Origin of the sequence: Flavobacterium undicola (genome assembly GCF_009909155.2) — a bacterium.
Lineage (GTDB): Bacteria > Bacteroidota > Bacteroidia > Flavobacteriales > Flavobacteriaceae > Flavobacterium > Flavobacterium undicola.
In genome coordinates this window covers 38,026-64,864 of record NZ_JAAAPM020000018.1, presented here as the reverse complement: position 1 = coordinate 64,864, position 26,839 = coordinate 38,026, and the positions used below count along the sequence as shown (strand labels likewise).

The 26,839-nt window shown below is 34.6% G+C and carries 17 protein-coding genes and 3 tRNA genes; 19 read left to right on the top strand and 1 reads right to left on the bottom strand.

What is annotated here, in order from left to right; translation table 11 throughout:
* Positions 1-30: 30 nt before the first annotated feature.
* The 14 genes from GTZ96_RS11655 (at position 31) to GTZ96_RS11590 (ending at position 14,124) form a co-directional block, all read left to right on the top strand.
* Positions 31-111 (top strand) — tRNA-Tyr (locus tag GTZ96_RS11655).
* Between the two features lie 56 nt (positions 112-167).
* Positions 168-239, top strand: a tRNA-Thr gene (locus GTZ96_RS11650).
* A gap of 54 nt (positions 240-293) precedes the next feature.
* Entirely contained in the window at positions 294-1,481 is a 1,188-nt protein-coding gene (gene tuf / locus GTZ96_RS11645; protein ID WP_161644103.1) for an elongation factor Tu, read from the top strand.
* Positions 1,482-1,538: 57 nt separating this feature from the next.
* Positions 1,539-1,609: transfer RNA gene (locus tag GTZ96_RS11640), tRNA-Trp, on the top strand.
* Positions 1,610-1,628: 19 nt separating this feature from the next.
* Positions 1,629-1,826, top strand: a complete 198-nt coding sequence (gene secE / locus GTZ96_RS11635) for a preprotein translocase subunit SecE (protein ID WP_161644102.1) — start codon at positions 1,629-1,631, stop codon at positions 1,824-1,826.
* A gap of 8 nt (positions 1,827-1,834) precedes the next feature.
* A complete protein-coding gene (gene nusG / locus GTZ96_RS11630) occupies positions 1,835-2,386 on the top strand; it encodes a transcription termination/antitermination protein NusG (protein ID WP_161644101.1) in 552 nt (183 codons plus the stop codon).
* A gap of 66 nt (positions 2,387-2,452) precedes the next feature.
* Positions 2,453-2,890 carry a 50S ribosomal protein L11 gene (rplK, locus tag GTZ96_RS11625; protein ID WP_161644100.1) on the top strand — a complete coding sequence of 146 codons (438 nt, stop codon included), beginning with the start codon at positions 2,453-2,455 and terminating at the stop codon, positions 2,888-2,890.
* A gap of 13 nt (positions 2,891-2,903) precedes the next feature.
* A complete protein-coding gene (gene rplA, locus GTZ96_RS11620; protein WP_072944426.1) occupies positions 2,904-3,593 on the top strand; it encodes a 50S ribosomal protein L1 in 690 nt (229 codons plus the stop codon).
* A gap of 22 nt (positions 3,594-3,615) precedes the next feature.
* Positions 3,616-4,116, top strand: a complete 501-nt coding sequence (gene rplJ / locus GTZ96_RS11615) for a 50S ribosomal protein L10 (protein ID WP_161644099.1) — start codon at positions 3,616-3,618, stop codon at positions 4,114-4,116.
* Between the two features lie 92 nt (positions 4,117-4,208).
* A complete protein-coding gene (gene rplL, locus GTZ96_RS11610) occupies positions 4,209-4,577 on the top strand; it encodes a 50S ribosomal protein L7/L12 (protein ID WP_161644098.1) in 369 nt (122 codons plus the stop codon).
* A gap of 265 nt (positions 4,578-4,842) precedes the next feature.
* Positions 4,843-8,655, top strand: a complete 3,813-nt coding sequence (rpoB, locus tag GTZ96_RS11605) for a DNA-directed RNA polymerase subunit beta (protein WP_161644124.1) — start codon at positions 4,843-4,845, stop codon at positions 8,653-8,655.
* Between the two features lie 234 nt (positions 8,656-8,889).
* On the top strand, positions 8,890-13,200 hold the full coding sequence (gene rpoC / locus GTZ96_RS11600; protein WP_161644097.1) for a DNA-directed RNA polymerase subunit beta': 4,311 nt from the start codon (positions 8,890-8,892) through the stop codon (positions 13,198-13,200).
* A gap of 96 nt (positions 13,201-13,296) precedes the next feature.
* The gene (locus tag GTZ96_RS11595; RefSeq protein WP_128194289.1) at positions 13,297-13,599 is read left to right on the top strand and encodes a DUF3467 domain-containing protein; all 303 of its coding nucleotides are present in this window, start codon (positions 13,297-13,299) and stop codon (positions 13,597-13,599) included.
* A gap of 171 nt (positions 13,600-13,770) precedes the next feature.
* Positions 13,771-14,124, top strand: a complete 354-nt coding sequence (locus GTZ96_RS11590; RefSeq protein WP_161644096.1) for a hypothetical protein — start codon at positions 13,771-13,773, stop codon at positions 14,122-14,124.
* 73 nt (positions 14,125-14,197) lie between these two features.
* Here the strand turns inward: GTZ96_RS11590 and GTZ96_RS11585 are convergent, their stop codons facing one another.
* Complete coding sequence (locus GTZ96_RS11585) at positions 14,198-15,787, bottom strand: peptide chain release factor 3 (protein WP_161644095.1); 1,590 nt, start codon at positions 15,785-15,787, stop codon at positions 14,198-14,200.
* A 414-nt stretch (positions 15,788-16,201) separates the two neighbouring features.
* On the opposite strand from GTZ96_RS11585, the gene GTZ96_RS11580 reads away from it, so the two are divergent.
* The 5 genes from GTZ96_RS11580 (at position 16,202) to GTZ96_RS11560 (ending at position 26,631) form a co-directional block, all read left to right on the top strand.
* Entirely contained in the window at positions 16,202-18,340 is a 2,139-nt protein-coding gene (locus GTZ96_RS11580; protein ID WP_161644094.1) for a carboxypeptidase-like regulatory domain-containing protein, read from the top strand.
* 359 nt (positions 18,341-18,699) lie between these two features.
* On the top strand, positions 18,700-20,130 hold the full coding sequence (locus GTZ96_RS11575; RefSeq protein ID WP_161644093.1) for a peptidylprolyl isomerase: 1,431 nt from the start codon (positions 18,700-18,702) through the stop codon (positions 20,128-20,130).
* A gap of 79 nt (positions 20,131-20,209) precedes the next feature.
* Complete coding sequence (locus GTZ96_RS11570; protein WP_161644092.1) at positions 20,210-21,163, top strand: AAA family ATPase; 954 nt, start codon at positions 20,210-20,212, stop codon at positions 21,161-21,163.
* A gap of 311 nt (positions 21,164-21,474) precedes the next feature.
* The gene (locus GTZ96_RS11565) at positions 21,475-24,246 is read left to right on the top strand and encodes a bifunctional aconitate hydratase 2/2-methylisocitrate dehydratase (protein WP_161644091.1); all 2,772 of its coding nucleotides are present in this window, start codon (positions 21,475-21,477) and stop codon (positions 24,244-24,246) included.
* A gap of 123 nt (positions 24,247-24,369) precedes the next feature.
* Positions 24,370-26,631 (top strand): aconitate hydratase, encoded by a 2,262-nt coding sequence (locus tag GTZ96_RS11560; protein WP_161644090.1) that lies wholly within the window; start codon positions 24,370-24,372, stop codon positions 26,629-26,631.
* Positions 26,632-26,839 lie beyond the last annotated feature (208 nt).

The following is a 26,839-nucleotide window of genomic DNA, read 5'->3' as shown; positions in this document are numbered from 1 at the left end:
AGGTTTTAAATAGGTTAAGATAAAAAAAGAGGGGAGATACTCAAGCGGCCAACGAGGGCAGACTGTAAATCTGCTGTGTGAACTTCGCAGGTTCGAATCCTGCTCTCCCCACAAAAGTTAGGAATTAAAATTCTTAATTTGATTAAGAATTTCAATTAGAACTCTCTGCCGGTGTAGCTCAGGGGTAGAGTGCTTCCTTGGTAAGGAAGAGGTCTCGGGTTCAATTCCCGACATTGGCTCAATTAAAAAATTTTGAACACTAATAAATAAATAAAGATTAAAATCTAAGTAAAATGGCAAAAGAAACCTTTAATCGTTCGAAACCGCACTTAAACATTGGTACAATCGGACACGTAGATCACGGAAAAACTACATTAACTGCTGCAATAACTAAAGTGTTATCTGATGCTGGTTACTGTCAAGCAAAATCTTTTGATCAAATTGATAATGCTCCTGAAGAAAAAGAAAGAGGTATTACAATTAATACATCTCACGTAGAGTATGAAACTGCTAACCGTCACTACGCTCACGTTGACTGTCCAGGTCACGCGGATTACGTAAAAAACATGGTTACTGGTGCTGCTCAAATGGATGGTGCTATCTTGGTAGTTGCTGCTACAGATGGTCCAATGCCACAAACTCGTGAGCACATCCTTTTAGGACGTCAGGTAGGTATTCCAAGAATGGTTGTATTCATGAATAAAGTGGATATGGTTGATGACGCTGAGTTATTGGAATTAGTAGAAATGGAAATCAGAGACTTATTGTCTTTCTATGAGTATGATGGTGACAACTGTCCAGTTATTCAAGGTTCTGCTTTAGGTGGATTGAATAATGATGCTGCTTGGGTTCCTAAAATTCTTGAATTGATGGACGCTGTTGATGCTTGGATCGAAGAGCCAGTACGTGATACTGAAAAGCCTTTCTTGATGCCAGTTGAGGATGTATTTACAATTACAGGTCGTGGAACTGTTGCTACAGGTCGTATCGAAACTGGTATTGCTAATACAGGTGATGCTGTTGAAATCATTGGTATGGGAGCTGAAAAATTAACTTCTACTATTACTGGAGTTGAGATGTTCCGTAAAATCCTTGATAGAGGTGAAGCTGGAGATAACGTTGGTTTGTTGTTGAGAGGTGTTGCTAAAGAAGATATCAAAAGAGGAATGGTTATCATTAAGCCAGGATCTGTTAAACCACACGCTACTTTCAAAGCTGAGGTTTATATCTTGAAAAAAGAAGAAGGTGGACGTCACACTCCATTCCATAATAACTACCGTCCACAGTTCTACGTGCGTACAACTGACGTAACAGGAGTTATTACTTTACCAGAAGGTGTAGAGATGGTAATGCCAGGGGACAACTTAACAATCAATGTTGCTTTGTTAAGCCCAATCGCAATGAGTGTAGGTTTACGTTTTGCTATCCGTGAAGGTGGTAGAACTGTAGGTGCAGGTCAGGTAACTGAAATTGTAGGTTAATTCCAAAAGAATAAATTTTAAAACCAGTAATCGCTTCGGTTGGTTACTGGTTTTTATACGGGCGTAGTTCAAGGGTAGAATAGCGGTCTCCAAAACCGTTGATGGGGGTTCGAATCCCTCCGCCCGTGCAATAAAAAATATATCATAATGGCAAAAATTGTTAATTACATATCAGAAGCATTTGAGGAATTGAAGTCAAATGTAACTTGGCCAGAATGGGCTGAGGTGCAAAGTCTAACAATTATTGTGGCTGTTTTTTCAGTGCTATTTGCTTTAGCTACTTGGGGAGTTGATGAGTTTTTTGCAAAGGCATTAGAAGGATTTTTTAACTGGATAAAAGCGTAGTTTTTATTATGGCAGATAATAATGTTAAAAAATGGTATGTTGTTCGAGCAGTAAGTGGGCAAGAGAATAAAGTTAAGGCGTATATAGAAACTGAAATCACTAGACTAGGGATGGCTGATTATGTGTCTCAAGTTCTTGTTCCTACTGAAAAAGTAGTGTCTGTAAAGGATGGTAAGAAATTAGTTAAGGAAAAAGTATATTTTCCTGGCTATGTTATGATAGAAGCAAATTTAGTTGGGGAGATTCCTCATATTATTAAATCAATAACTAGTGTTATTGGTTTTTTAGGAGAAACTAAAGGAGGGGAACCAGTTCCGCTTAGGCTTTCAGAAGTAAATAGAATGCTTGGTAAGGTTGATGAGTTAGCTGTTAATACAGATACAAAATCAATCCCATTCAACTTGGGTGAAACTATAAAAGTTATCGATGGACCATTTAATGGTTTCAATGGTACGGTTGAAAAAATCAATGATGAAAAGCGTAAACTTGAGGTTATGGTTAAGATTTTCGGAAGAAAAACACCATTAGAGTTAAGTTTTATGCAAGTAGAAAAAGTATAATTTTCGTTACACTATAATAACCACTTCAATTGCTTCCGTAAATTGTTGTGTTAAATTTTTTAAAAAATGGCTAAAGAAATTAGTAAGGTAGTTAAACTACAAGTTAAGGGAGGTGCTGCGAATCCGTCGCCACCGGTTGGACCTGCTTTAGGAGCTGCTGGGGTTAATATCATGGAGTTCTGTAAGCAATTTAATGCTAGAACACAAGATAAACCTGGCAAAATATGCCCAGTACAAATTACTGTGTATAAAGACAAATCATTTGATTTTGTTGTAAAAACTCCTCCAGCTGCTGTCCAATTATTGGAAGCTGCAAAGCTAAAGTCTGGATCAGGTGAACCAAATCGTAAAAAAGTAGCTAGTGTTACTTGGGAACAAATTAGAGCTATTGCTGAAGACAAAATGCCGGACTTAAATTCTTTCACAATTGAGAAAGCTATGAGTATGGTTGCTGGAACAGCTAGATCTATGGGTATAACTGTATCAGGAGACGCTCCTTTTTAATTAAGAGAAAGACATGGCAAAATTGACAAAAAAGCAAAAAGAGGCTGCTTCAAAAATTGAAAAGAACAAATTATACTCTTTAAAAGATGCAGCTGCATTAATTAAAGTTATTGCTTCTGCAAAATTTGATGAGTCTGTTGATATCGCAGTACGTTTGGGTGTTGATCCAAGAAAAGCGAATCAAATGGTGAGAGGTGTGGTAACATTACCTCATGGAACTGGTAAAGATGTAAAAGTATTAGCATTAGTTACTCCAGATAAAGAAGCGGAAGCTTTAGCAGCTGGTGCAGACTATGTAGGTCTTGACGATTATTTACAAAAAATTAAAGACGGTTGGACAGATGTTGATGTAATCATCACTATGCCTGCTGTTATGGGTAAATTAGGTCCATTAGGTCGTATTTTAGGACCTAGAGGTTTAATGCCAAACCCTAAAACAGGTACAGTAACTATGGATGTTGCTAAAGCTGTTGCAGAGGTTAAAGCTGGTAAAATTGACTTTAAAGTTGATAAAACTGGTATCGTACATGCAGGAATTGGTAAAGTTTCTTTTGGAGCTGAGCAAATTTATGACAATGCACACGAAATTATTCAAACATTAATCAAACTTAAGCCAACTGCTGCTAAAGGTACCTATATTAAAGGTATTCACCTTACAAGCACAATGAGTCCTGCTATTGCATTAGACCCAAAAGCAGTATAATTGGTAGTTAAAAATTTTTAGTATGACTAGAGAAGAAAAATCAATCGCGATTGAAGATTTAACTGCACAGTTAGCTGGTACAAATATTATTTATGTATCTGATATTTCTGGACTTGATGCAGAAGCAACTTCAAACCTAAGAAGAGCTTGTTTTAAAGCAGGTATTAAATTAGAAGTTGTTAAAAATACATTGCTTGCAAAAGCTATGGAAGCTTCTGATAATGATTATGGTGATTTACCTTCAGTATTGACTGGTAACAGTGCTATATTTATTTCAGATGTTGCAAATGCACCTGGAAAAATCATTAAAGATTTCAGAAAAAAATCGGATAAGCCTGTATTAAAAGGAGCTTATATCAACTCTGAAATTTATATTGGAGATAATCAGTTAGAAGCATTAGCTACTATTAAATCTAAAGAAGAGCTTATCGGTGAAATCATCGGATTGTTACAATCACCAGCTCAAAGAGTTATTTCTGCTTTACAAAACCAATTCGCTAATAGCGAAGAGGCTGAGGCATAATACTCAAAACAAGGAATTTAATTTCCTTGTTGCTTAAATAGCGCACAATAAATAAATTATATTTTTACAAATCATTTTAAAAGATAGAAAAAATGGCAGATTTGAAACAATTCGCAGAACAATTAGTTAACTTAACTGTTAAAGAAGTTAACGAATTAGCAACAATATTAAAAGATGAGTACGGAATCGAACCAGCTGCTGCAGCTGTAGTAGTATCAGGTGGTGGAGAAGCTGCTGCTGAAGAAGCTCAAACTGAATTTACTGTAGTATTAAAAGAAGCTGGTTCTTCTAAATTAGCTGTAGTAAAATTAGTTAAAGAATTAACTGGTTTAGGTTTGAAAGAAGCTAAAGATGTAGTTGATAGCGCACCATCTAATGTTAAAGAAGGTGTTTCTAAAGAAGAGGCTGAAGGTCTTAAAAAATCATTAGAAGAAGCTGGAGCTGTAGTTGAACTTAAATAAGTTTAATCAGTTTTAAGAACTAGGTTTAGGTCTTGAGTTAATCACTCAATGCCTAAACCATTTTTCGTATAATAAAATAGTACCATTTTATTATAATAATAGTTTAAAATACGAAAAAGTTTTTGATCAATACGAAGAAAAAAAATTGGACTGATTTTCATCGGTTTATTTTTAAAGATGTATTGATTACAAAAAAGAAAGTATAATTTAAACAGTGTGTTTTACACAAAAAACTACTTTTTTTTAATCAAAATTTTGTCCATTGATGATAACAAATCAGACTGAAAGATTGAATTTTGCCTCTACAAAAAATATACCTCAGTATCCAGATTTCTTGGATGTTCAGGTTAAATCTTTTCAAGATTTTTTTCAATTAGAAACTAAATCAGACGAAAGAGGCAATGAAGGATTATACAATACCTTCATGGAAAACTTTCCAATTACAGATACAAGAAATAACTTTGTATTGGAATTCCTTGATTATTTTGTAGATCCACCACGTTATACAATTCAAGAATGTATAGAAAGAGGTCTAACGCATAGTGTGCCTTTAAAAGCAAGGTTAAAACTATATTGTACTGACCCAGAACACGAAGATTTTGAAACTATTGTTCAGGATGTTTATTTAGGTACTATACCTTATATGACTCCAAGTGGAACTTTTGTTATTAACGGTGCTGAACGTGTTGTTGTTTCTCAGCTTCACAGATCTCCAGGTGTTTTCTTTGGACAATCATTCCACGCAAATGGAACAAAATTATATTCTGCCAGAGTAATTCCTTTTAAAGGATCTTGGATAGAATTTTCAACTGATATCAACAGCGTAATGTACGCTTATATCGACAGAAAGAAAAAATTACCTGTAACTACTTTATTCCGTGCTATTGGTTTCGAAAGAGATAAGGATATCCTTGAGATTTTCGACCTTGCTGAAGAAATTAAAGTATCTAAAACAGGACTTAAAAAATATATCGGTAGAAAATTAGCTGCTCGTGTATTGAATACATGGCATGAAGATTTTGTAGATGAAGATACCGGTGAGGTAGTTTCTATCGAACGTAACGAGATTATCCTTGATCGTGATACAATTATCGATAAAGATAATGTTGAAGAGATCATCGAGTCTAACGTTAAATCTATTTTGTTACATAAAGAAGATGCTAATCAAGCTGATTATGCCATCATTCATAATACATTACAAAAAGATCCAACAAACTCTGAAAAAGAAGCTGTTGAGCATATCTACAGACAATTGCGTAACGCAGAACCGCCTGATGAAGAAACTGCTCGTGGTATTATAGATAAATTGTTCTTCTCTGACCAACGTTACAACTTAGGTGAAGTAGGTCGTTACAGAATGAACAAAAAACTTGGTTTAGATATCCCAATGGAAAAGCAAGTGCTTACCAAAGAAGATATCATTACTATCGTGAAGTATTTAATTGAGTTGATCAACGCGAAAGCGGATATTGATGATATTGATCACTTATCAAACCGTCGTGTTAGAACAGTTGGTGAACAATTGTCTCAACAATTCGGTGTTGGTTTAGCACGTATGGCTAGAACTATTCGTGAGAGAATGAACGTTAGAGATAACGAGGTGTTTACACCAATTGATTTGATTAATGCTAAAACATTATCATCAGTTATCAACTCTTTCTTTGGAACGAACCAGTTGTCTCAATTTATGGATCAAACGAATCCATTAGCTGAGATTACACACAAAAGAAGATTATCTGCTCTAGGACCAGGTGGACTTTCGAGAGAAAGAGCCGGATTTGAGGTTCGTGACGTTCACTATACGCACTACGGACGTTTATGTCCTATTGAAACTCCTGAGGGACCAAACATTGGTTTGATTTCTTCTCTTGGTGTTTATGCTAAAGTAAACGGAATGGGATTCATCGAAACTCCTTACCGTAAAGTAACTAATGGTGTAGTTGATTTAGTTTCTGAAGCAACTTACTTAAGTGCTGAAGAAGAAGAAGGAAAAATGATTGCTCAGGCAAACATTGAAATGGATGAAAATGGAAAAATCACAGCTGAAAACGTAATTGCGCGTGAAGAAGGTGATTTCCCTGTTGTTGATCCTTCCAGAGTACATTATACTGACGTTGCTCCTAACCAAATTGCTTCGATTTCTGCATCTTTGATTCCTTTCTTGGAGCATGATGATGCGAATAGAGCCTTGATGGGATCTAACATGATGCGTCAGGCCGTACCATTAATACGTCCTGAAGCTCCGATTGTTGGAACTGGTTTAGAGCGTCAAGTAGCTTCTGACTCTAGAGTATTGATTAATGCTGAAGGGTATGGTACTGTAGAATATGTAGATGCTAATATCATTACTATTAAATACGATCGTTCTGAGGAAGAAAGAATGGTAAGTTTTGATGCTGATGAAAAGACATACAACTTAATTAAATTTAGAAAAACCAATCAAGGAACAAGTATCAACTTGAAACCTATCGTAAGAAAAGGTGACAGAGTGATTCCTGGTCAAGTATTATCAGAAGGATATGCTACTGAAAATGGTGAATTAGCTTTAGGTAGAAACTTAAAAGTAGCGTTCATGCCATGGAAAGGGTACAACTTCGAGGATGCGATTGTAATTTCTGAAAAAGTAGTTCGTGATGATATCTTTACTTCAATCCACGTAGACGATTACTCATTAGAGGTAAGAGATACTAAATTAGGTAACGAAGAATTAACGAATGATATTCCTAACGTTTCTGAAGAGGCTACTAAAGACTTAGATGAAAACGGTATGATTAGAATTGGTGCCGAGGTTAAACCTGGTGATATTTTAATTGGAAAAATTACACCAAAAGGAGAATCTGATCCAACTCCGGAAGAGAAATTGCTTCGTGCAATCTTCGGGGATAAAGCTGGTGATGTGAAAGATGCTTCATTAAAAGCTTCTCCATCTTTACACGGTGTTGTTTTAGATAAAAAATTATTTGCAAGAGCTGTAAAAGACAAACGCAAACGTACTCAGGACAAAGATGCTTTAGGAGCACTAGAAATGGAGTTTGAAGTTAAATTTACAGAGTTAAAAGACAAGTTAATTGAAAAACTTTTCTTGATTGTAAACGGAAAAACATCACAAGGTGTAATGAATGATTTGGGTGAAGAAGTTTTACCAAAAGGTAAAAAATACACTCAAAAAATGCTTTACGCTGTTGAAGATTTTGCTCATTTAAGCAAAGGTCAATGGGTAGCTGATGATGCAACTAATAAAATGGTGAATGATTTGATTCATAACTATAAAATTAAGTTGAACGATTTACAAGGAGCGTTAAGAAGAGAGAAATTCACAATTACTGTTGGAGATGAATTGCCATCAGGAATTTTGAAATTAGCTAAAGTTTATATCGCTAAGAAACGTAAGTTGAAAGTAGGGGATAAGATGGCTGGACGTCACGGTAACAAAGGTATTGTTGCAAGAATCGTTCGTCATGAAGATATGCCTTTCCTTGAAGACGGAACACCAGTTGATATCGTGTTGAACCCACTTGGGGTACCTTCTCGTATGAACATTGGTCAAATTTATGAAACTGTTCTTGGATGGGCTGGACAAAAATTAGGTAGAAAATATGCTACTCCAATTTTTGATGGTGCTTCACTTGACCAAATTAATGAATTGACTGACGAAGCTGGAATTCCACGTTTTGGACATACACATCTTTATGATGGTGGTACAGGAGAGCGTTTCCATCAAGCAGCAACTGTGGGTGTAATTTACATGTTGAAATTAGGACACATGGTTGATGATAAGATGCACGCACGTTCTATCGGACCATACTCGTTGATTACTCAACAACCATTGGGAGGTAAAGCTCAATTTGGAGGTCAACGTTTTGGAGAGATGGAGGTTTGGGCACTTGAGGCTTATGGAGCTTCTAGTACACTTCGTGAAATCTTAACAGTTAAATCTGATGACGTAATTGGTAGAGCTAAAACTTACGAAGCTATCGTAAAAGGTGAAACTATGCCAGAACCAGGATTACCGGAATCATTCAATGTATTAATGCATGAATTGAAAGGTCTTGGATTAGACATTAGATTAGAAGAATAATAAGTATTAGGAAGTTTTCAGTCCCGATTTTTATCGGGGCTGATTACTCATTTTAAGTTTTTAGGATTTATACCCGTAAACCGTTCCGATTTTTTAAAAAATTAAATTTTAATTTTTTAACTAGCACTTCAAATAGTCGTTTGAAGTTTAGAGAAGTAACCCGAGGTAATAGGTGATGCAAAAAGCAGCATCTAAAATCAATTTTTAATTGCAAATAAATCAATAGTAAAAACTATGATGAATAATAGAAATAATAATAAAGAGAAAAGCCAGGTAAAAAGGTTTGACAAAATTTCGATAGGACTAGCTTCTCCTGAATCTATTTTGAAAGAATCAAGAGGTGAAGTTTTAAAGCCAGAAACTATCAACTATAGAACACACAAACCAGAACGTGATGGTCTTTTCTGCGAAAGAATCTTCGGACCAGTAAAAGATTTTGAATGTGCTTGTGGTAAATACAAAAGAATCCGTTACAAAGGAATCATTTGTGACCGTTGCGGTGTTGAAGTTACTGAGAAAAAAGTACGTAGAGATAGAGTTGGTCATATCAACCTTGTTGTGCCTATTGCTCATATTTGGTATTTCCGTTCTCTTCCTAACAAAATTGGTTATATCCTTGGTCTTCCATCTAAGAAATTAGATATGATCATTTACTACGAAAGATACGTAGTAATCCAAGCTGGTATTGCTAAAAATGCAGAAGGAGAATCATTACAAAGATTAGATTTCTTAACTGAAGAAGAATATTTAAATATTTTAGATACACTTCCTCAGGATAACCAATATTTAGACGATTTTGATCCTAATAAATTTGTTGCCAAAATGGGAGCAGAATGTATTATGGATTTATTAGCTCGTATTGATTTAGATCAGTTGTCTTACCAATTAAGACACTCAGCTAATAACGAAACGTCTAAACAACGTAAAACAGAAGCATTAAAAAGATTACAGGTTGTTGAATCTTTCCGTGAGTCTAACTTGAACCGTGAAAACCGTCCAGAATGGATGATTATGAAAGTAGTTCCAGTTATTCCACCAGAATTACGTCCGCTTGTGCCACTTGATGGAGGTCGTTTTGCAACTTCAGATTTGAATGACTTATACCGTCGTGTTATCATCCGTAATAACCGTTTGAAAAGATTAATGGAGATTAAAGCTCCTGAAGTGATCTTGAGAAACGAAAAACGTATGTTGCAAGAATCGGTAGATTCATTATTTGATAACACTCGTAAAGCTTCTGCTGTTAAAACAGAATCAAACAGACCATTAAAATCATTATCTGATTCCTTAAAAGGTAAGCAAGGACGTTTCCGTCAAAACTTACTTGGAAAACGTGTGGATTATTCTGCTCGTTCGGTAATTGTTGTTGGACCTGAATTGAAATTATTCGAATGTGGATTGCCAAAAGATATGGCAGCTGAATTATACAAACCTTTCGTTATCCGTAAATTGATAGAAAGAGGAATTGTGAAAACAGTTAAATCTGCTAAGAAAATTATAGATAAAAAAGAACCTGTAGTTTGGGATATTCTTGAAAACGTAATTAAAGGACACCCAGTATTACTGAACCGTGCTCCTACGTTACACAGATTGGGTATTCAAGCTTTCCAACCAAAATTAATTGAAGGAAAAGCAATCCAATTACACCCATTAGTATGTACGGCTTTCAACGCGGATTTTGACGGGGATCAGATGGCAGTTCACTTGCCATTAGGACCAGAAGCAATCCTTGAAGCACAATTATTAATGTTAGCTTCTCACAATATCTTGAACCCTGCAAATGGTGCTCCTATTACGGTACCTTCTCAGGACATGGTTTTGGGTTTATATTATATGACCAAAGAGCGTTTGTCTACTCCAGAAAAGAAAATTTTAGGAGAAGGGCTTACTTTTTACTCTGCTGAGGAAACAAATATTGCATTAAACGAAGGAAGATTAGAATTGAATGCTCGTGTGAAAATTAGAGCAAAAGATTTTAATGAAGCTGGAGAATTGGTTTACCAAATTATCCAAACAACTGCAGGTCGTGTATTATTTAACGAAGTAGTACCGGAAGCTGCAGGATATATCAATGATGTATTGACTAAGAAAAACCTTAGAGACATTATCGGTCACGTATTAAATTCAACAAGTGTACCTGAAACGGCTGCCTTCTTGGATAACATGAAAGATATGGGGTATAAATTCGCATTCCGCGGAGGATTATCATTCTCATTAGGTGATATTAGAATTCCTGAGCAAAAAACACAATTGATCGCTGACGCAAGAGAGCAAGTAGAAGGAATTTCTGCTAACTATAACATGGGTCTTATTACAAATAACGAACGTTACAACCAAGTTATTGACGTATGGACTTCTGCGAATGCACAATTGACAGAATTAGCAATGAAAAACATTAGAGAAGACCAACAAGGTTTCAACTCAGTGTATATGATGCTTGACTCTGGAGCTCGTGGATCTAAAGAACAGATTCGTCAGTTAACTGGTATGCGTGGTTTGATGGCTAAGCCTAAAAAATCGACTGCTGGTGGTGGTGAGATTATTGAAAACCCGATTCTTTCTAACTTTAAGGAAGGTCTTTCGATTCTTGAGTACTTTATCTCTACTCACGGTGCTCGTAAAGGTCTTGCGGATACGGCTCTTAAAACGGCGGATGCTGGATACTTGACTCGTAGATTACATGACGTTTCTCAAGACGTTATTGTTAACATCGAAGATTGTGGAACATTAAGAGGTGTTGAAGTTTCAGCATTGAAAAAGAATGAAGAAATCGTTGAATCATTAGGAGAAAGAATTTTAGGACGTGTTGCATTACAAGACGTAATTAATCCTTTGACTAATGAAGTATTAGTAGCATCAGGTCAACAAATTACCGAAGCGATCATGAAAACAATCGAGGCTTCTCCACTTGAAAAAGTTGAAGTACGTTCTCCATTGACTTGTGAAGCCTTGAAAGGTATTTGTGCTAAATGTTACGGACGTAACCTAGCAACTGGAAAAATGACTCAAAGAGGTGAGGCGGTAGGAGTAATTGCTGCTCAATCTATTGGAGAGCCAGGTACACAGTTAACACTTCGTACATTCCACGTTGGAGGGGTTGCAGGAGGTATTTCTGAAGAATCTAGTATTATTGCTAAATTCCCAGGAAAACTTGAAATTGAAGATTTAAAAACTGTAAAAGGTGACGATAATGAAGGAAACGAAGTTGATATCGTTGTTTCACGTTCTACAGAATTAAAATTAGTTGACGAAAAAACAGGTATTGTTTTAAATACACATAATATTCCTTACGGTTCTAGTATTTTTGTAAAAGACGGTCAGTCTATTGGAAAAGGAGAAGTAATTTGTAAATGGGATCCATATAATGGAGTTATCGTTTCTGAGTTTACTGGTAAAATCGCTTACGAAGATTTAGAGCAAGGACAATCGTTCATGGTTGAAATCGATGAGCAAACTGGTTTCCAGGAAAAAGTAATTTCTGAATCTAGAAACAAAAAATTAATTCCTACTTTATTAGTTTATGGTAAAGATGGTGAATTGATTCGTTCTTACAACTTACCAGTTGGAGCTCACTTGATGGTTGAAGATGGAGAGAAAATTAAAGCAGGTAAAGTATTGGTTAAAATTCCACGTCGTTCTTCTAAATCAGGAGATATTACGGGAGGTTTACCAAGAATTACTGAGCTTTTAGAAGCTCGTAATCCTTCTAACCCAGCTGTAGTTTCTGAAATTGATGGTGTAGTTTCTTTTGGAAAAATCAAAAGAGGTAACCGTGAGATTGTAATTGAATCTAAATTTGGAGAGGTTAAGAAATACTTAGTGAAATTATCTAGTCAAATTCTTGTTCAAGAGAATGACTTCGTAAGAGCAGGTATTCCTTTGTCTGACGGAGCAATTACTCCAGACGATATCTTGAGAATTCAAGGTCCAGCTGCTGTTCAACAGTATTTGGTTAACGAAATTCAAGAGGTATACCGTTTACAAGGGGTAAAAATCAACGACAAACACTTTGAGGTAGTTATTCGTCAAATGATGCGTAAAGTAAGAGTTCAGGATCCAGGAGATACTTTATTCTTAGAAGATCAATTAATTCACACTAAAGACTTTATCGTTGAAAATGATAAATTATACGGTATGAAAGTGGTTGAGGATGCAGGAGATTCTTCTAACTTAAAAGAAGGTCAAATTGTTACTCCACGTCAATTGAGAGATGAGAATTCATTGTTGAAACGTTCTGATAAAAACCTAGTTGTTGCTCGTGATGTAGTTACTGCAACTGCAACTCCGGTATTACAAGGTATTACAAGAGCTTCGCTTCAAACGAAATCGTTTATTTCTGCTGCTTCTTTCCAAGAAACAACTAAAGTATTAAACGAAGCTGCTGTAGCAGGTAAGGTAGATTACTTAGAAGGATTGAAAGAAAATGTAATTGTAGGACACAGAATCCCTGCTGGTACAGGTATGAGAGAATACGATAATGCTATTGTAGGTTCTAAAGAAGATTACAATGATATGATGGCAAACAAAGAAGAATATATTTATTAATAAATAATATGTTTTTAAATTAAAAAAAATAGAAAGATTACCTCGTGTAGTCTTTCTATTTTTAATTTTAAACAGTTTGGTTTTAAAACTTTTGATATGAAAGAACAACAAGAACAAATCAATATTGAATTAGATGAAAAAACTGCCGAAGGGATTTATTCTAATTTAGCTATAATCAATCATTCTTCTTCGGAGTTTGTTTTGGATTTTGTAAGCATCATGCCAGGTGTTCCTAAGGCTAAGGTGAAGTCAAGAATTGTTTTGACTCCACAACACGCTAAGAGATTGTTAAAGGCTATTGGTGAAAATATTCATCGTTTTGAAGTAGCTCATGGCGAAATCAAAGATACAGAACAAGCACCTATTCCGCTTAATTTTGGTCCTGCTGGACAAGCATAAAATTACAAAGGCTTTCATTATTGAGAGCTTTTTTTTATTTTTTTAGAGATGTGATTTGCTTTTTTTAGTAGCTAAACGAGTTTTAGGGTAGTTTATCGGAAATGTTTTTTACTGTTTTTATATTACAATAGCTTTGGTTCATAATAAGATTATAACCGAAGAAATAAAGCCATGAACAACTTAAAAACAAATATCACGAATTCTAAATTGACACAGTCAATATTTGTGTTAGTGCTATTTTTTATGTTTTCTTTTTCAGCTTTTAGCCAGTCTCAATCAGCTTCCAATGTTGATTTTAATGAAAAAGTAGAGCCAACTAACGTGAAATTAGAAACTTCAAGAGCTACTTCTAATATGGAATTTGCACTTTGGTTTATGGGGACAAAACAAGATCCTAATTCTACATTATCTGTAGAAGGTACAAATGCTAAGAAATTAATTATTACTTCAGGAATGGCACCTAATCGTTTGTTGATTAAAGCTTTTTTGAAAAAAGTGGTGAATTACGAAAGTTCATTATCATAAATATATAAAACATAAAAAAAACGGTCTCATTAACAATGAGACCGTTTTTTTATGGAATTAAGTGTCGTTTTTTTTAATCTAATTCAGAGGTGAAAAACAATTTAACACTTGGGTATTTATTCTGTGTCATTTGGATTGTAAAGTCCGAATCAGCCAGGAAAACCAATTGATCGTATTTGTCTTTAGCAAGGAATTTTTGTTTGATTCGTTTGAATTCTTTGAATTCCTCATTTTTAGCATCGTCCGGTTTTACCCAACACGCTTTGTGAACCGGGAAATTTTCATAGGTACATTTTGCACCATATTCGTGCTCTAAACGGTATTGAATTACTTCGTATTGAAGTGCTCCAACAGTACCAATCACTTTTCGGTTGTTCATTTCTAAAGTAAACAACTGCGCAACACCTTCATCCATTAATTGGTCAACCCCTTTGTCCAGCTGTTTTGCCTTCATAGGGTCAGCATTATTAATGTATCTAAAATGTTCCGGAGAGAAGCTTGGAATTCCTTTGAAATTCATGATTTCACCTTCTGTTAAAGTATCACCAATTTTGAAATTTCCAGTATCGTGAAGCCCCACAATATCTCCAGGATAAGAGATGTCTACAATTTCTTTTTTCTCAGCAAAAAAGGCATTCGGACTAGAGAATTTTAAATTTTTCTTTTGACGAACGTGATAATACGGTTTGTTTCTTTCGAAAGTTCCAGAAACAATTTTTATAAAGGCCAAACGGTCACGGTGTTTTGGATCCATATTAGCGTGGATTTTAAATACAAATCCGGATAGTTTTTCTTCTTTTGGATCAACTAATCTGGTTTCTGATTCCTTAGCTCTTGGCGAAGGAGCAATAGAAACAAAACAGTCTAATAACTCTCTAACACCAAAGTTGTTCAAAGCAGAACCAAAAAATACAGGTTGTAGTTTTCCGTCTAAATAATCCTGTTGATTGAATTTTGGATAAACTTCATCAATCAACTCTAGTTCTTCACGTAAACGATCGGCTGGTTTTTGACCAATTATCTTTTCTAATTCAGGACTTTGTACGTCTGAAAAAGCGATAGTTTCTTCAATATTTTTACGGCTGTCTCCACTAAACAAGTTGATGTTTTGTTCCCAAAGGTTATAAATCCCTTGAAAGTCATAACCCATTCCGATAGGGAAACTCAATGGAGTAACGGTAAGACCTAATTTTTGTTCTACTTCGTCCATCAAATCAAAGGCATCATGTCCTTCACGATCTAATTTGTTGATGAAAACAATAATTGGAATTTTTCGCATTCTACAAACCGCAACTAATTTTTCAGTTTGTTCCTCAACTCCTTTTGCTACGTCAATTACCACAATAACACTGTCAACAGCGGTTAAGGTTCTAAAAGTATCCTCGGCAAAATCCTTGTGTCCGGGTGTGTCCAGGATGTTGATTTTTATGTCTTTATAGTTGAATGCTAAAACAGAAGTAGATACAGAGATTCCCCTTTGACGTTCAATTTCCATGAAGTCACTGGTAGCTCCTTTTTTTATTTTGTTGTTTTTTACAGCTCCTGCTTCTTGGATTGCTCCCCCAAAAAGAAGGAGTTTTTCAGTAAGAGTTGTTTTTCCGGCATCGGGATGCGAGATAATTCCAAAGGTTCTTCTACGTTGTATTTCTTTTAAAAAGCTCATGTGTAAATATAAATAGTTTGCAAAAGTACTATTTATATATGCGATTTGAAATAAATGCGGAATTCTTTTATTCTCAATTTATAAAGCTTGTATTTAGGAGCAGAATGATTAGTTGTTTTAAGAAAGTTTCGTCCTGCTCTTCGCTGTATCTCTAGCTCTGAACTCCAGAGCTAGAGGATGTCGCTACGATCAGGGCTACGAAGGTAGTTTTGATTTATTAGGATGTTTTTTTTTGCATTAAATAAAAAGATAGAAAAATTGTACTATATTTCCTTGGAATTTATTTTAGAACTGTCCCAACCTTTTTAATAGAATATGTGTCTATATATTTAAAGTAGAATAGGTATTCTTTAACTGTTTCTAAATTATTATCTATTATGAGTTTTTTATTAATGAATTTCAAAAAACAAGATTATGAAAATTTCTTTCTGCCCATTTTTAAATAAACTAGTTATTTTGTTATTGGTAGTTTTTTATCAAAGTGCAAATGCACAAAAAGTTAATGGTTTTGTTTATAATGAACATAAAAAAAGACTTGCTGATGTAGAAGTACTTAATTTAACTAACAATTTTGTTACAATCTCTAATTCAGATGGAGGTTTTTCTGTAAAAGGGAAAAAGAATGATATATTACAATTTAAATATCCTGGAATCAATCCCCAAAAGATTACAATAAGCAGTCTGAATAATTTTAAATTTTATTTTGAAGATTCTCAAAAAAAACAAAAAGAGGAGCTGAAGATTAAAGAAAGAAAAGCAAAGAAACTTGAAAAACGCAAGAAGGAAGTAGCAAAAATAAATGTATTTATTAAGGATCATGAATTGCATGGAAATCCGTTAAAAGGTGCTGTTGTTGGATTAGTGTATGATGCAAATGATGGAATGCCACTTCCTTTTGTAAATATTATTGTTAAAGGAACTACAAAAAAAACAATGACCAATGTGGACGGATACTATAGCATTGATGCTAAAATTGGTGATATTCTAATAATAACTTTTTTGGGAATGCAAACGAAAGAAGTAAGAGTAGATCATAAAATACTTAATGTAAATTTATTTAGTGATACTCATGAACTTTCAGAAGTTGTTGTTGTGGGCTATAGTTCTGTAAAAAAAACAAGTTTAGTGGGATCGGTTACTGCAATAGAATCTAAAGCTGCTGGAGTTGCTGTTTTAGAAAAGGAAAGTAAAAGTGATATAACTAAAAGGAATTCAGGTGTAAAAGCAGGGCAATTAACAGCTGGAGAAGTTAACGATTTTAGTCATTATGAGTATTGGAAAGGCTTAACTGATACAGAATTAAATCAATGGAAAAATCACTGGAAAATTAATCCGAAATTTAGGTATTCTATAATTTTAAAAAACCAAAAAGGTTTTGCTGTTATCAACAGGCTCGTGCATTTAAAAAACGAATATGGAATCATATGGACAGCAAGAACTGATAATTCTGGAAGAGCTGAATTATGGTATAATACTAATGAGCTAACTTTAGATAAAGTTGTCGGAAAACTTCAAATTATAGATGGTAAAGAAAAAGTTTTAGTAGATAACGCAAAGGAATTTCATGAAGGAATTAATGTTTATACCTATCCGGAAAATTGCATTACTCTAAATAAAATCAATATAGCTTTTATGATTGATGCAACCGGTTCAATGGGAGATGAAATTAGCTATTTACAAGCTGAATTGTATGATGTAATAGAACATACAAAAAAGCAATTTCCGCATGATGAATTAAAAATGGGAAGTGTTTTTTATAGAGATACAAATGATGAGTATTTACTGAAAAACTTTGATTTCACAGCTTCAATACCAAGTGTTATTTCATTCATTAAAAAACAAAATGCTAATGGAGGAGGTGATTATCCGGAAGCTGTAATTGAAGGTTTGGAGGGTTCTGTTGAAAATATGAATTGGGATGATGATGCCCGCGCAAAATTATTATTTGTTTTGTTAGATGCTCCACCGCATTATTCGGAAGAGAATGTAGTGAAACTGCAAAATTTAGCAAAAAAAGCCGCCCAAAAAGGTATTAGGATTATACCTGTAGCTGCAAGTGGCATTGATAAAAGCACAGAGTATTTAATGCGTTCATTGGCATTAGAAACTAATGGAACCTATCTTTTTATAACCAATCATAGCGGAATTGGGAATGACCACATAGAACCTTCGACAGAAAATTATAAGGTAGAAATGCTTAATGAGCTTATTTTAAGGGTCATTCTTCAGTATTCATCTGTTAATAATTGTCAATCTGAGGAGTTAGATTATGCAAAGAATTCTAAAATTGAAGAACAGCTAGGTGAAATAAAATCAATAAATTTTAAGTATTTTCCAAATCCTGTATCTGATATAGTTACAGTAACAATAGACAAAGAGGCAACTGAATTGTATTTGTTTGATACTACAGGAAAATTAATTATTTATAAAACTCAAAAAGCAAATGAATATAAAATAGATGTATCTCAATTGCCAAATGCCATATATTATTTGAAGGTTATAGTGGAAGGGAAAGAATTAATAGGGAAGATTATAAAATTAAATAGCGTGTAAAGTAATTCTAATGGTGTGAACTTATAAATCAGTGTTTGTGAATTAAAAAACAAAATGTAGTCTTAAAAATAGATGGTTTGTAATTGGATTTTTCGATTTTCTTTTTCTGCTAGTATTGTGAATCGGTTATGTCAGTTCATATTTTTTTAATCTTTGTATTTTCAAATGAGTCTTCTAGATAATTTTTTGTTAATAGTCAGGAGGAAACTTGTATAATGTAATTGAATTGTTATTTTTGTTCGTTTTTACTATAACAAATTATATATAATGTGCTTTAAAGTTGTTATTTTGCCAATCTATAATTTTTATAACAAATTACCTTTTAGATAATATCTGAAAATTTAAAATTCCAAAAGTAAATGCCTTTAAAATCCTTAAGAATGAAATTCATAAATATTAAAAACGTACTTCTGTTTTTTGTCATGTTGTTTTTAAACACTGTAACTAATGCTCAAGAAATAATAAAAGATAGTACTGTTGTTGTAGAGAAAAAAACAACTACAAATCAAAGGCAAAAAGTAGATGGTGTTATTGCTACTGTGGGAGATTATATTATTTTGGATTCTGATATTGATAAGGCTTATTTAGAGATTTCGAGCCAGGGAGGTTCGGTGAAAGATATTTCCAGATGTCAAATGCTAGGGAAGTTATTGGAAGATAAATTGTATGCGCATCAGGCGGTTCAGGATAGTGTTAAGGTTACGGATGCTGAAGTAAAATCGATGATGGATGAGCGTTTGAATTATATGATTCAGCAAATTGGTTCGATGGAAAAAGTAGTTAAGTATTACAAGAAAGATTCTGAAGAAGAATTTAGAACTTATTTCTTTGATATTTTGAAAGAGAATAAGTTGACATCTGAAATGCAAAAAAAGATAGTTGATGGTGTTGAGATTACTCCGGAAGAAGTTCGTAATTTTTTCAAAAAACTACCTAAAGATGAATTACCTGTTTTTGGTGCAGAAATGGAAGTGGCGCAAATTCTTGTTGAGCCTAAGATAACTGCAGTTGAAAAACAAAAAGTAATTGATCGATTGAATGGTTTTAAAAAGGATATTCAGGAAGGTTCTAGTTTTGCTACAAAAGCAGTTTTGTATTCGCAGGATCCAGGGTCTCGATCTAGTGGTGGTTTTTATAAAATGACAAGAAAAACACCATTTGTAAAAGAGTTTAAAGATGTTGCTTTTGGTCTTAGTGAAGGTGAGATATCAGCTCCGTTTGAAACAGAATATGGGTATCATATTATTTACTTGGAAAAAATTAAAGGTCAGGAATTAGAATTGCGCCATATTTTGTTGAGTCCTACAGTAACTAAAGAAGCCTTGGATGAAGCTAAAGAAAAAGCAACGTTGATTAGAAAACGTATCATGGATAAAGAAATTTCTTTTGCTGATGCAGCCAGAACAATGTCAGACCAAAAAGAAACAAGGGCTAATGGTGGAGTTTTAATCAATCCAAATACTCAGGATACTCGTTTTGAATTGACAAAAATGGATACTAATTTATATTCTCAGATTTCAAATTTAAAAGATAATGAGATTTCGGCACCTATTTTAGACGAAACTCCATCAGGGAAAAAACAATACAAATTGATTACTGTTACTAATCGAATTAATGAGCATACAGCTGATTATGCTAAAGATTATGTTAAGATTAAAGAATTGGCATTAAAAGAAAAGCAAATCAAAGCAATTGCGAAGTGGTTTGATGAAAAAATTAAAGAGACTTATATTAAAATTATTGGAGAATACAGAGATTGTAATTTTACAAATAACTGGTTGAAAAAATAATTTGGTCAAAATAACTAAAAAGAGTTAGCTTTATGAATTCATAGAGTTAGCTCTTTTTTTAATTTAAAATAGTTTTAAAATGTCTGATGTAGCGGCAATACATAATTTAGTTCAGAAACGAGCTGAGTTAAAAAAAGAAATAGCAAAAATCATTGTAGGTCAGGAAGTAGTAATAGATCAAATATTGTTGTGCGTTTTTTCAGGAGGGCACGCGCTTTTAGTTGGTGTCCCTGGTTTAGCCAAAACATTGATGGTAAATACTATTTCGGAAGCATTAGGGCTTCATTTTAAAAGAATTCAGTTTACGCCTGATTTAATGCCTTCGGATATTTTAGGAAGTGAAATTCTGGATGAAAATCGTCAATTTAAATTTGTAAAAGGACCTGTTTTTTCGAATATTATTTTGGCAGATGAAATTAATAGAACGCCGCCTAAAACCCAGGCAGCTTTACTGGAAGCTATGCAGGAGCGTTCGGTGACAATTGCAGGAATAAATCATAAATTAGATTTGCCTTATTTTGTTTTGGCAACTCAAAATCCAATTGAGCAAGAAGGAACTTATCCTTTGCCAGAAGCGCAGTTGGATCGTTTTATGTTTGCTGTTAAGCTCGAATATCCTTCTTTTGAAGAAGAAGTTCAGGTGGTGAAAAGAACAACTTCAGATGTGGTTCATCAAATTAATCCCTTATTTACAGCGCAAGAAATTATAGATTTTCAGCATTTAATTCGAAGAATTCCTGTTGCCGATAATGTGGTGGAGTATGCGGTAACTTTAGTGAGTAAAACGCGTCCCGATAGTAATTTTGCAACTGATTATGTTAAGAATTATTTAGATTGGGGAGCAGGGCCCAGAGCTTCGCAAAATTTGATTTTAGCCGCTAAGGCACATGCTGCTTTTAATGGAAAATTTTCTCCGGATATTGAGGATGTGGTAGCTGTGGCTAATTCGGTATTAAGACATCGAATTATAAAAAATTACAAAGCTGATGCCGAAGGGATTACCGAAGAGATGATAATTGCTAAATTACTTTAGTTTCTTGGGTGTTGCCATAGAAAAATACCCCTTTCAATGTAACAACATTTTTTAAGTTTGTTAGAAATTAGTTTGTGTATTTATTGATTGTTTATAAAATAAGGAAAAAATTGCTTTTATCTCTTAATTTGTGGGCTTTAAGGGTGGTTTTTTCAATAATAAATCTTTTGTGAATGGAGGGAGATTAAATTTTTTTTAAATCTCAGCTTAAATAACTAAATTTGCATCACAAATAAAAAAAATCTAAAATTTTGGCATTTGATTTTGAATAGTTCAAGGGAATTTGCCATTAACTTTGAAAATACTCTATTATGAATACTTATAAGGATTATATCCAAGAGATTGAAGAGCGAAAAGGTCAGGGTCTTCACCCAAAACCTATTGATGGTGCTGAATTATTAAGCGAAATCATTACGCAAATTAAAGATTTAAATAACGAGTATAGAGCAGATTCTCTTAACTTCTTTATTTACAATGTTGTTCCTGGAACTACTCCTGCTGCTACTGTAAAAGCTAATTTTTTAAAAGAAATTGTTCTAGGTCAATCAGTAGTTGCTGAAATTACGCCTGCTTTTGCTTTAGAGTTATTATCACACATGAAGGGTGGAACTTCTATAAAAGTATTACTTGATTTGGCTTTAGGAAATGATGTTGCTATTGCAAAAGATGCTGCGGAAGTTTTAAAAACACAAGTTTTTCTTTATGAGGCTGATACAGATCGTTTAGAAGCAGCTTTCAAAAGTGGTAACGGAATAGCAAAAGAAATTCTAGAGAGCTATGCTAAGGCTGAGTTCTTTACTAAATTACCTGAAATAGCAGAAGAAATTAAGGTAGTTACTTTTATTGCTGGTGAAGGAGACATTTCAACTGATTTACTTTCTCCAGGAAACCAAGCGCACTCTCGTTCAGATCGTGAATTGCATGGGAAATGTTTAATTTCTCCTGAAGCACAGGCTGAAATCAAAGCATTAGCAGAAGCGAATCCTGATAAGAGCGTGATGTTAATTGCTGAAAAAGGGACTATGGGTGTTGGTTCTTCAAGAATGTCAGGTGTAAACAACGTGGCGCTTTGGAGTGGTAAACAAGCAAGTCCATATGTTCCATTTATTAATATTGCTCCAATTGTTGCAGGAACAAACGGTATTTCTCCAATTTTCCTAACAACTGTTGATGTTACTGGTGGTATTGGTCTTGATCTTAAAAACTGGGTAAAAAAATTAGATGAAAATGGTAACCCTGTTCGTAATGAAAGCGGTGACCCTATTCTAGAGGAAGTTTACTCTGTTGCTACTGGTACTGTTCTTACTATCAATACCAAAACAAAGAAACTTTACAACGGTGATAAAGAATTAATTGATATTTCTAAGGCATTCACTCCTCAAAAAATTGAATTTATAAAAGCTGGTGGATCTTACGCTATTGTATTTGGAAAAAAATTGCAAACATTTGCTTCAAAGACTCTTGGTATTGATATTGTTCCTGTATATGCTCCGTCAAAAGAGGTTTCTGTTGAAGGACAAGGGCTTACAGCTGTAGAGAAAATATTTAATAAAAATGCGGTTGGAACAACACCAGGTAAAGTTTTACATGCTGGTTCAGATGTTCGTGTTACCGTAAATATTGTTGGTTCGCAAGATACAACTGGTTTGATGACTTCTCAGGAATTAGAGTCTATGGCTGCTACTGTGATTTCACCAATTGTTGACGGTGCTTACCAATCAGGTTGTCATACAGCTTCAGTTTGGGATAATAAATCTAAGGCAAATATTCCTAGATTGATGAAATTCATGAACGACTTCGGATTGATCACAGCTCGTGACCCGAAAGGCGTTTATCACTCAATGACTGATGTAATTCACAAAGTGCTTAATGATATTACTGTAAACGAGTGGGCTATCATCATCGGTGGTGACTCTCATACAAGAATGTCAAAAGGTGTTGCTTTTGGTGCTGACTCAGGAACTGTTGCTCTAGCATTAGCTACTGGTGAGGCTTCAATGCCGATTCCGGAATCTGTGAAGGTAACTTTCAAAGGAGACATGAAAGGGTATATGGATTTCCGTGATGTGGTTCACGCTACACAAGCTCAGATGCTTAAAACATTTGGTGGAGAGAATGTATTCCAAGGAAGAATTATTGAGGTTCACTTAGGAACTCTTAATGCGGATCAAGCATTTACGTTTACAGACTGGACTGCAGAGATGAAAGCAAAAGCTTCTATCTGTATTTCTGAAGATTATACTTTGATTGAGTCTCTTGAGATGGCGAAAGGTAGAATTCAGATCATGATCGACAAAGGAATGGATAATAAAAATCAAGTTCTTAAAGGATTGATTGCTATTGCTGATAAGAGAATTTCTGAGATTATATCAGGTGAGAAACCAGCTTTAAGACCAGATGCAAATGCTAAGTATTACGCTGAAGTTGTTGTAGATTTGGATCAGATTGCTGAGCCAATGATTGCAGATCCGGACGTAAATAATGCTGATGTTTCTAAAAGATATACTCACGATACTATTAGACCTCTATCTTTCTATGGTGGAGTTAAACAAGTAGATCTAGGGTTTATCGGATCTTGTATGGTTCACAAAGGCGATATGAAAATCCTGGCTCATATGCTTAAAAATATTGATGAGCAAGAAGGTAAAGTAGAGTTCAAAGCGCCACTAGTTGTAGCTCCTCCTACTTATAATATTGTTGATGAATTAAAAGCAGAAGGTGACTGGGAAATTTTACAAAAATATTCTGGTTTCGAATTCGACGATAACGTTCCTAAGGCTGCGGCACGAACTTCATACGAAAAAATGCTATACTTAGAGCGTCCAGGTTGTAACCTTTGTATGGGTAACCAGGAAAAAGCGGCCAAAGGAGATACGGTTATGGCAACATCTACTCGTCTTTTCCGAGGAAGAGTCGTAGAAGATACTGAAGGTAAAAAAGGAGAGTCTTTACTTTCTTCTACACCGGTTGTGGTATTATCTACAATTCTTGGTAGAACTCCAACAATAGAAGAATATAAAGCTGCAGTAGAAGGGATTAACCTAACTAAGTTTGCGCCTTCTCATAAGTTATTGGTTAAATAATTCACATAATTAGTTAATTATAGTTTAAAAGCCTGAGTCTAATGACTCAGGCTTTTTTTATACTCTATTTTTTTTGTATCTTGTATGTTTAAAATGGAATAGTAATAATTATATATAAATCTTATGGCATTTGATATTGAAATGATTAAAAAAGTGTATGATAACATGGTAAGCCGTGTTGATGCTGCACGTGAGATTGTTGGTCGTCCACTTTCTTTGACTGAGAAGATTTTGTACAGCCACCTTTGGGATGGTGCTGCTAAGCAAGCTTATGGAAGAGGGGTGGATTATGTCGATTTTGCTCCAGATAGAGTAGCTTGTCAAGATGCAACAGCTCAAATGGCTTTATTGCAATTTATGCATGCTGGAAAGAAAACAGTTGCTGTTCCAACAACAGTGCATTGTGATCACTTAATTCAAGCTAAAGTAGGAGCTTCTACTGATTTAGCTGTCGCCAATACTCAATCTAAAGAAGTTTTTGATTTTCTTTCTTCAGTTTCCAATAAATATGGAATTGGTTTCTGGAAACCGGGATCAGGAATTATTCACCAAATCGTTCTTGAAAATTATGCGTTCCCTGGAGGAATGATGATTGGTACCGATTCGCACACTGTAAATGCAGGTGGATTAGGTATGTTAGCAATTGGTGTTGGTGGTGCTGATGCGGTTGATGTAATGTCGGGAATGTCTTGGGAATTGAAATTTCCTAAATTAATTGGAGTAAAATTAACTGGAAAATTATCCGGTTGGACCGCTCCAAAAGACGTAATCTTAAAAGTAGCTGATATTCTTACTGTAAAAGGAGGGACTGGAGCTATTGTTGAATATTTTGGTGAAGGTGCTACTAATATGTCTTGTACTGGTAAAGGTACAATTTGTAATATGGGTGCTGAAATCGGAGCTACAACTTCTACTTTTGGATATGATGATTCTATGAGAAGATATTTGGCTGCTACAGGTCGTCAAGATGTAGTAGATGCTGCTGATAAAGTAGCGGCTTACTTAACAGGAGATCCTGAAGTATATGCTAATCCTGAGAAATATTTTGATCAATTAATTGAAATTAATCTTTCTGAATTAGAACCCCATATTAATGGACCTTTTACTCCGGATAGAGGAACTCCGGTTTCTCAAATGAAAGCGGAAGCTGCGGCTAATGGATGGCCAATAAAAGTAGAGTGGGGATTAATCGGTTCCTGTACTAACTCTTCTTACGAAGATATGGCTCGTGCGGCTTCTATCGTAAACCAGGCTGTTGAGCTTGGGATTTCTCCAAAAGCTGAATTTGGTATTAATCCAGGTTCGGAGCAAATTCGTTATACTATCGAAAGAGACGGTATTATTGCTACTTTCGAAAAAATGGGAACTAAAGTATTTACAAATGCTTGTGGGCCCTGTATCGGACAATGGGATAGAGCAGGAGCAGATAAAGGAGAGAAAAACACAATTGTGCACTCATTCAACCGTAACTTCTCAAAAAGAGCTGATGGTAACCCAAATACACATGCTTTTGTAACTTCTCCGGAAATGGTTGCTGCTTTAGCAATTTCAGGAAGATTAGATTTTAATCCAATTACGGATACTTTGTTAAATGATAATGGGGAAGAAGTAAAATTAAATGCTCCTTACGGAGATGAATTGCCATCCAGAGGATTTGATGTTGAAGATGCAGGTTTTCAAGCGCCGGCTGCTGATGGTTCTTCTGTTAAGATTGCGGTAAGCGAATCTTCTGATCGTTTGCAATTATTAGCTCCATTTGATGCTTGGGATGGTAAAAATATCTCAGGTGCTAAATTGTTGATCAAAGCATTTGGTAAATGTACTACTGACCATATTTCTATGGCTGGACCATGGTTGCGTTACCGTGGACACTTAGATAATATTTCTAATAATATGTTGATTGGAGCAGTTAATGCGTTTACCCAAAATACAAATTCAGTTAAAAATCAATTAACGGGAGAGTATGATGCAGTTCCTGCTGTAGCTCGTGCTTATAAAGCGGCAGGGATTCCTTCAATTGTTGTTGGGGATCAAAACTATGGAGAAGGTTCTTCTCGTGAACATGCTGCAATGGAGCCACGTTTCTTAGGTGTGAAAGCGGTATTGGTAAAATCATTTGCCCGTATCCATGAAACTAACCTTAAAAAACAAGGTATGTTGGCTTTGACTTTTGCGAATGAAGCGGATTATGATAAGATCCAAGAAGATGATACAATTAACTTTACTGATTTAGTTGATTTTGCTCCTGGGAAACCATTAACATTAGAATTTGTTCATGCTGATGGTTCTAAGGATGTTGTCTTGGCTAATCATACCTATAATGCAAGTCAAATTGGTTGGTTTGTTGCGGGATCAGCATTAAATTTGATTGCTGCCGAAGCATAATTTATTTTTTATTATAATAAAATGCGTTCTGTGTAAACAGAGCGCATTTTTTTTGAATATATGCTAAAAAACAACTTAAAGTGCTGTTAAGTTTGGGTTTATTGGTATTAAAATGTTAAATTCGCTTTTATCAATTTTTTGCTGTTAGAAATATTGTTTTTTAATATTGTTTTCTAAGATGTTGAAAATGAATAAGCTGTATTTTTGA

Bases quoted from the DNA above. Each gene is read 5' to 3' on its own strand.
- tuf (WP_161644103.1), top strand. From the start codon at position 294: ATGGCAAAAGAAACCTTTAATCGTTCGAAACCGCACTTAAACATTGGT.
- secE (WP_161644102.1), top strand. From the start codon at position 1,629: ATGGCAAAAATTGTTAATTACATATCAGAAGCATTTGAGGAATTGAAG.
- nusG (WP_161644101.1), top strand. From the start codon at position 1,835: ATGGCAGATAATAATGTTAAAAAATGGTATGTTGTTCGAGCAGTAAGT.
- rplK (WP_161644100.1), top strand. From the start codon at position 2,453: ATGGCTAAAGAAATTAGTAAGGTAGTTAAACTACAAGTTAAGGGAGGT.
- rplA (WP_072944426.1), top strand. From the start codon at position 2,904: ATGGCAAAATTGACAAAAAAGCAAAAAGAGGCTGCTTCAAAAATTGAA.
- rplJ (WP_161644099.1), top strand. From the start codon at position 3,616: ATGACTAGAGAAGAAAAATCAATCGCGATTGAAGATTTAACTGCACAG.
- rplL (WP_161644098.1), top strand. From the start codon at position 4,209: ATGGCAGATTTGAAACAATTCGCAGAACAATTAGTTAACTTAACTGTT.
- rpoB (WP_161644124.1), top strand. From the start codon at position 4,843: ATGATAACAAATCAGACTGAAAGATTGAATTTTGCCTCTACAAAAAAT.
- rpoC (WP_161644097.1), top strand. From the start codon at position 8,890: ATGATGAATAATAGAAATAATAATAAAGAGAAAAGCCAGGTAAAAAGG.
- GTZ96_RS11595 (WP_128194289.1), top strand. From the start codon at position 13,297: ATGAAAGAACAACAAGAACAAATCAATATTGAATTAGATGAAAAAACT.
- GTZ96_RS11590 (WP_161644096.1), top strand. From the start codon at position 13,771: ATGAACAACTTAAAAACAAATATCACGAATTCTAAATTGACACAGTCA.
- GTZ96_RS11585 (WP_161644095.1), bottom strand. From the start codon at position 15,787: ATGAGCTTTTTAAAAGAAATACAACGTAGAAGAACCTTTGGAATTATC.
- GTZ96_RS11580 (WP_161644094.1), top strand. From the start codon at position 16,202: ATGAAAATTTCTTTCTGCCCATTTTTAAATAAACTAGTTATTTTGTTA.
- GTZ96_RS11575 (WP_161644093.1), top strand. From the start codon at position 18,700: ATGCCTTTAAAATCCTTAAGAATGAAATTCATAAATATTAAAAACGTA.
- GTZ96_RS11570 (WP_161644092.1), top strand. From the start codon at position 20,210: ATGTCTGATGTAGCGGCAATACATAATTTAGTTCAGAAACGAGCTGAG.
- GTZ96_RS11565 (WP_161644091.1), top strand. From the start codon at position 21,475: ATGAATACTTATAAGGATTATATCCAAGAGATTGAAGAGCGAAAAGGT.
- GTZ96_RS11560 (WP_161644090.1), top strand. From the start codon at position 24,370: ATGGCATTTGATATTGAAATGATTAAAAAAGTGTATGATAACATGGTA.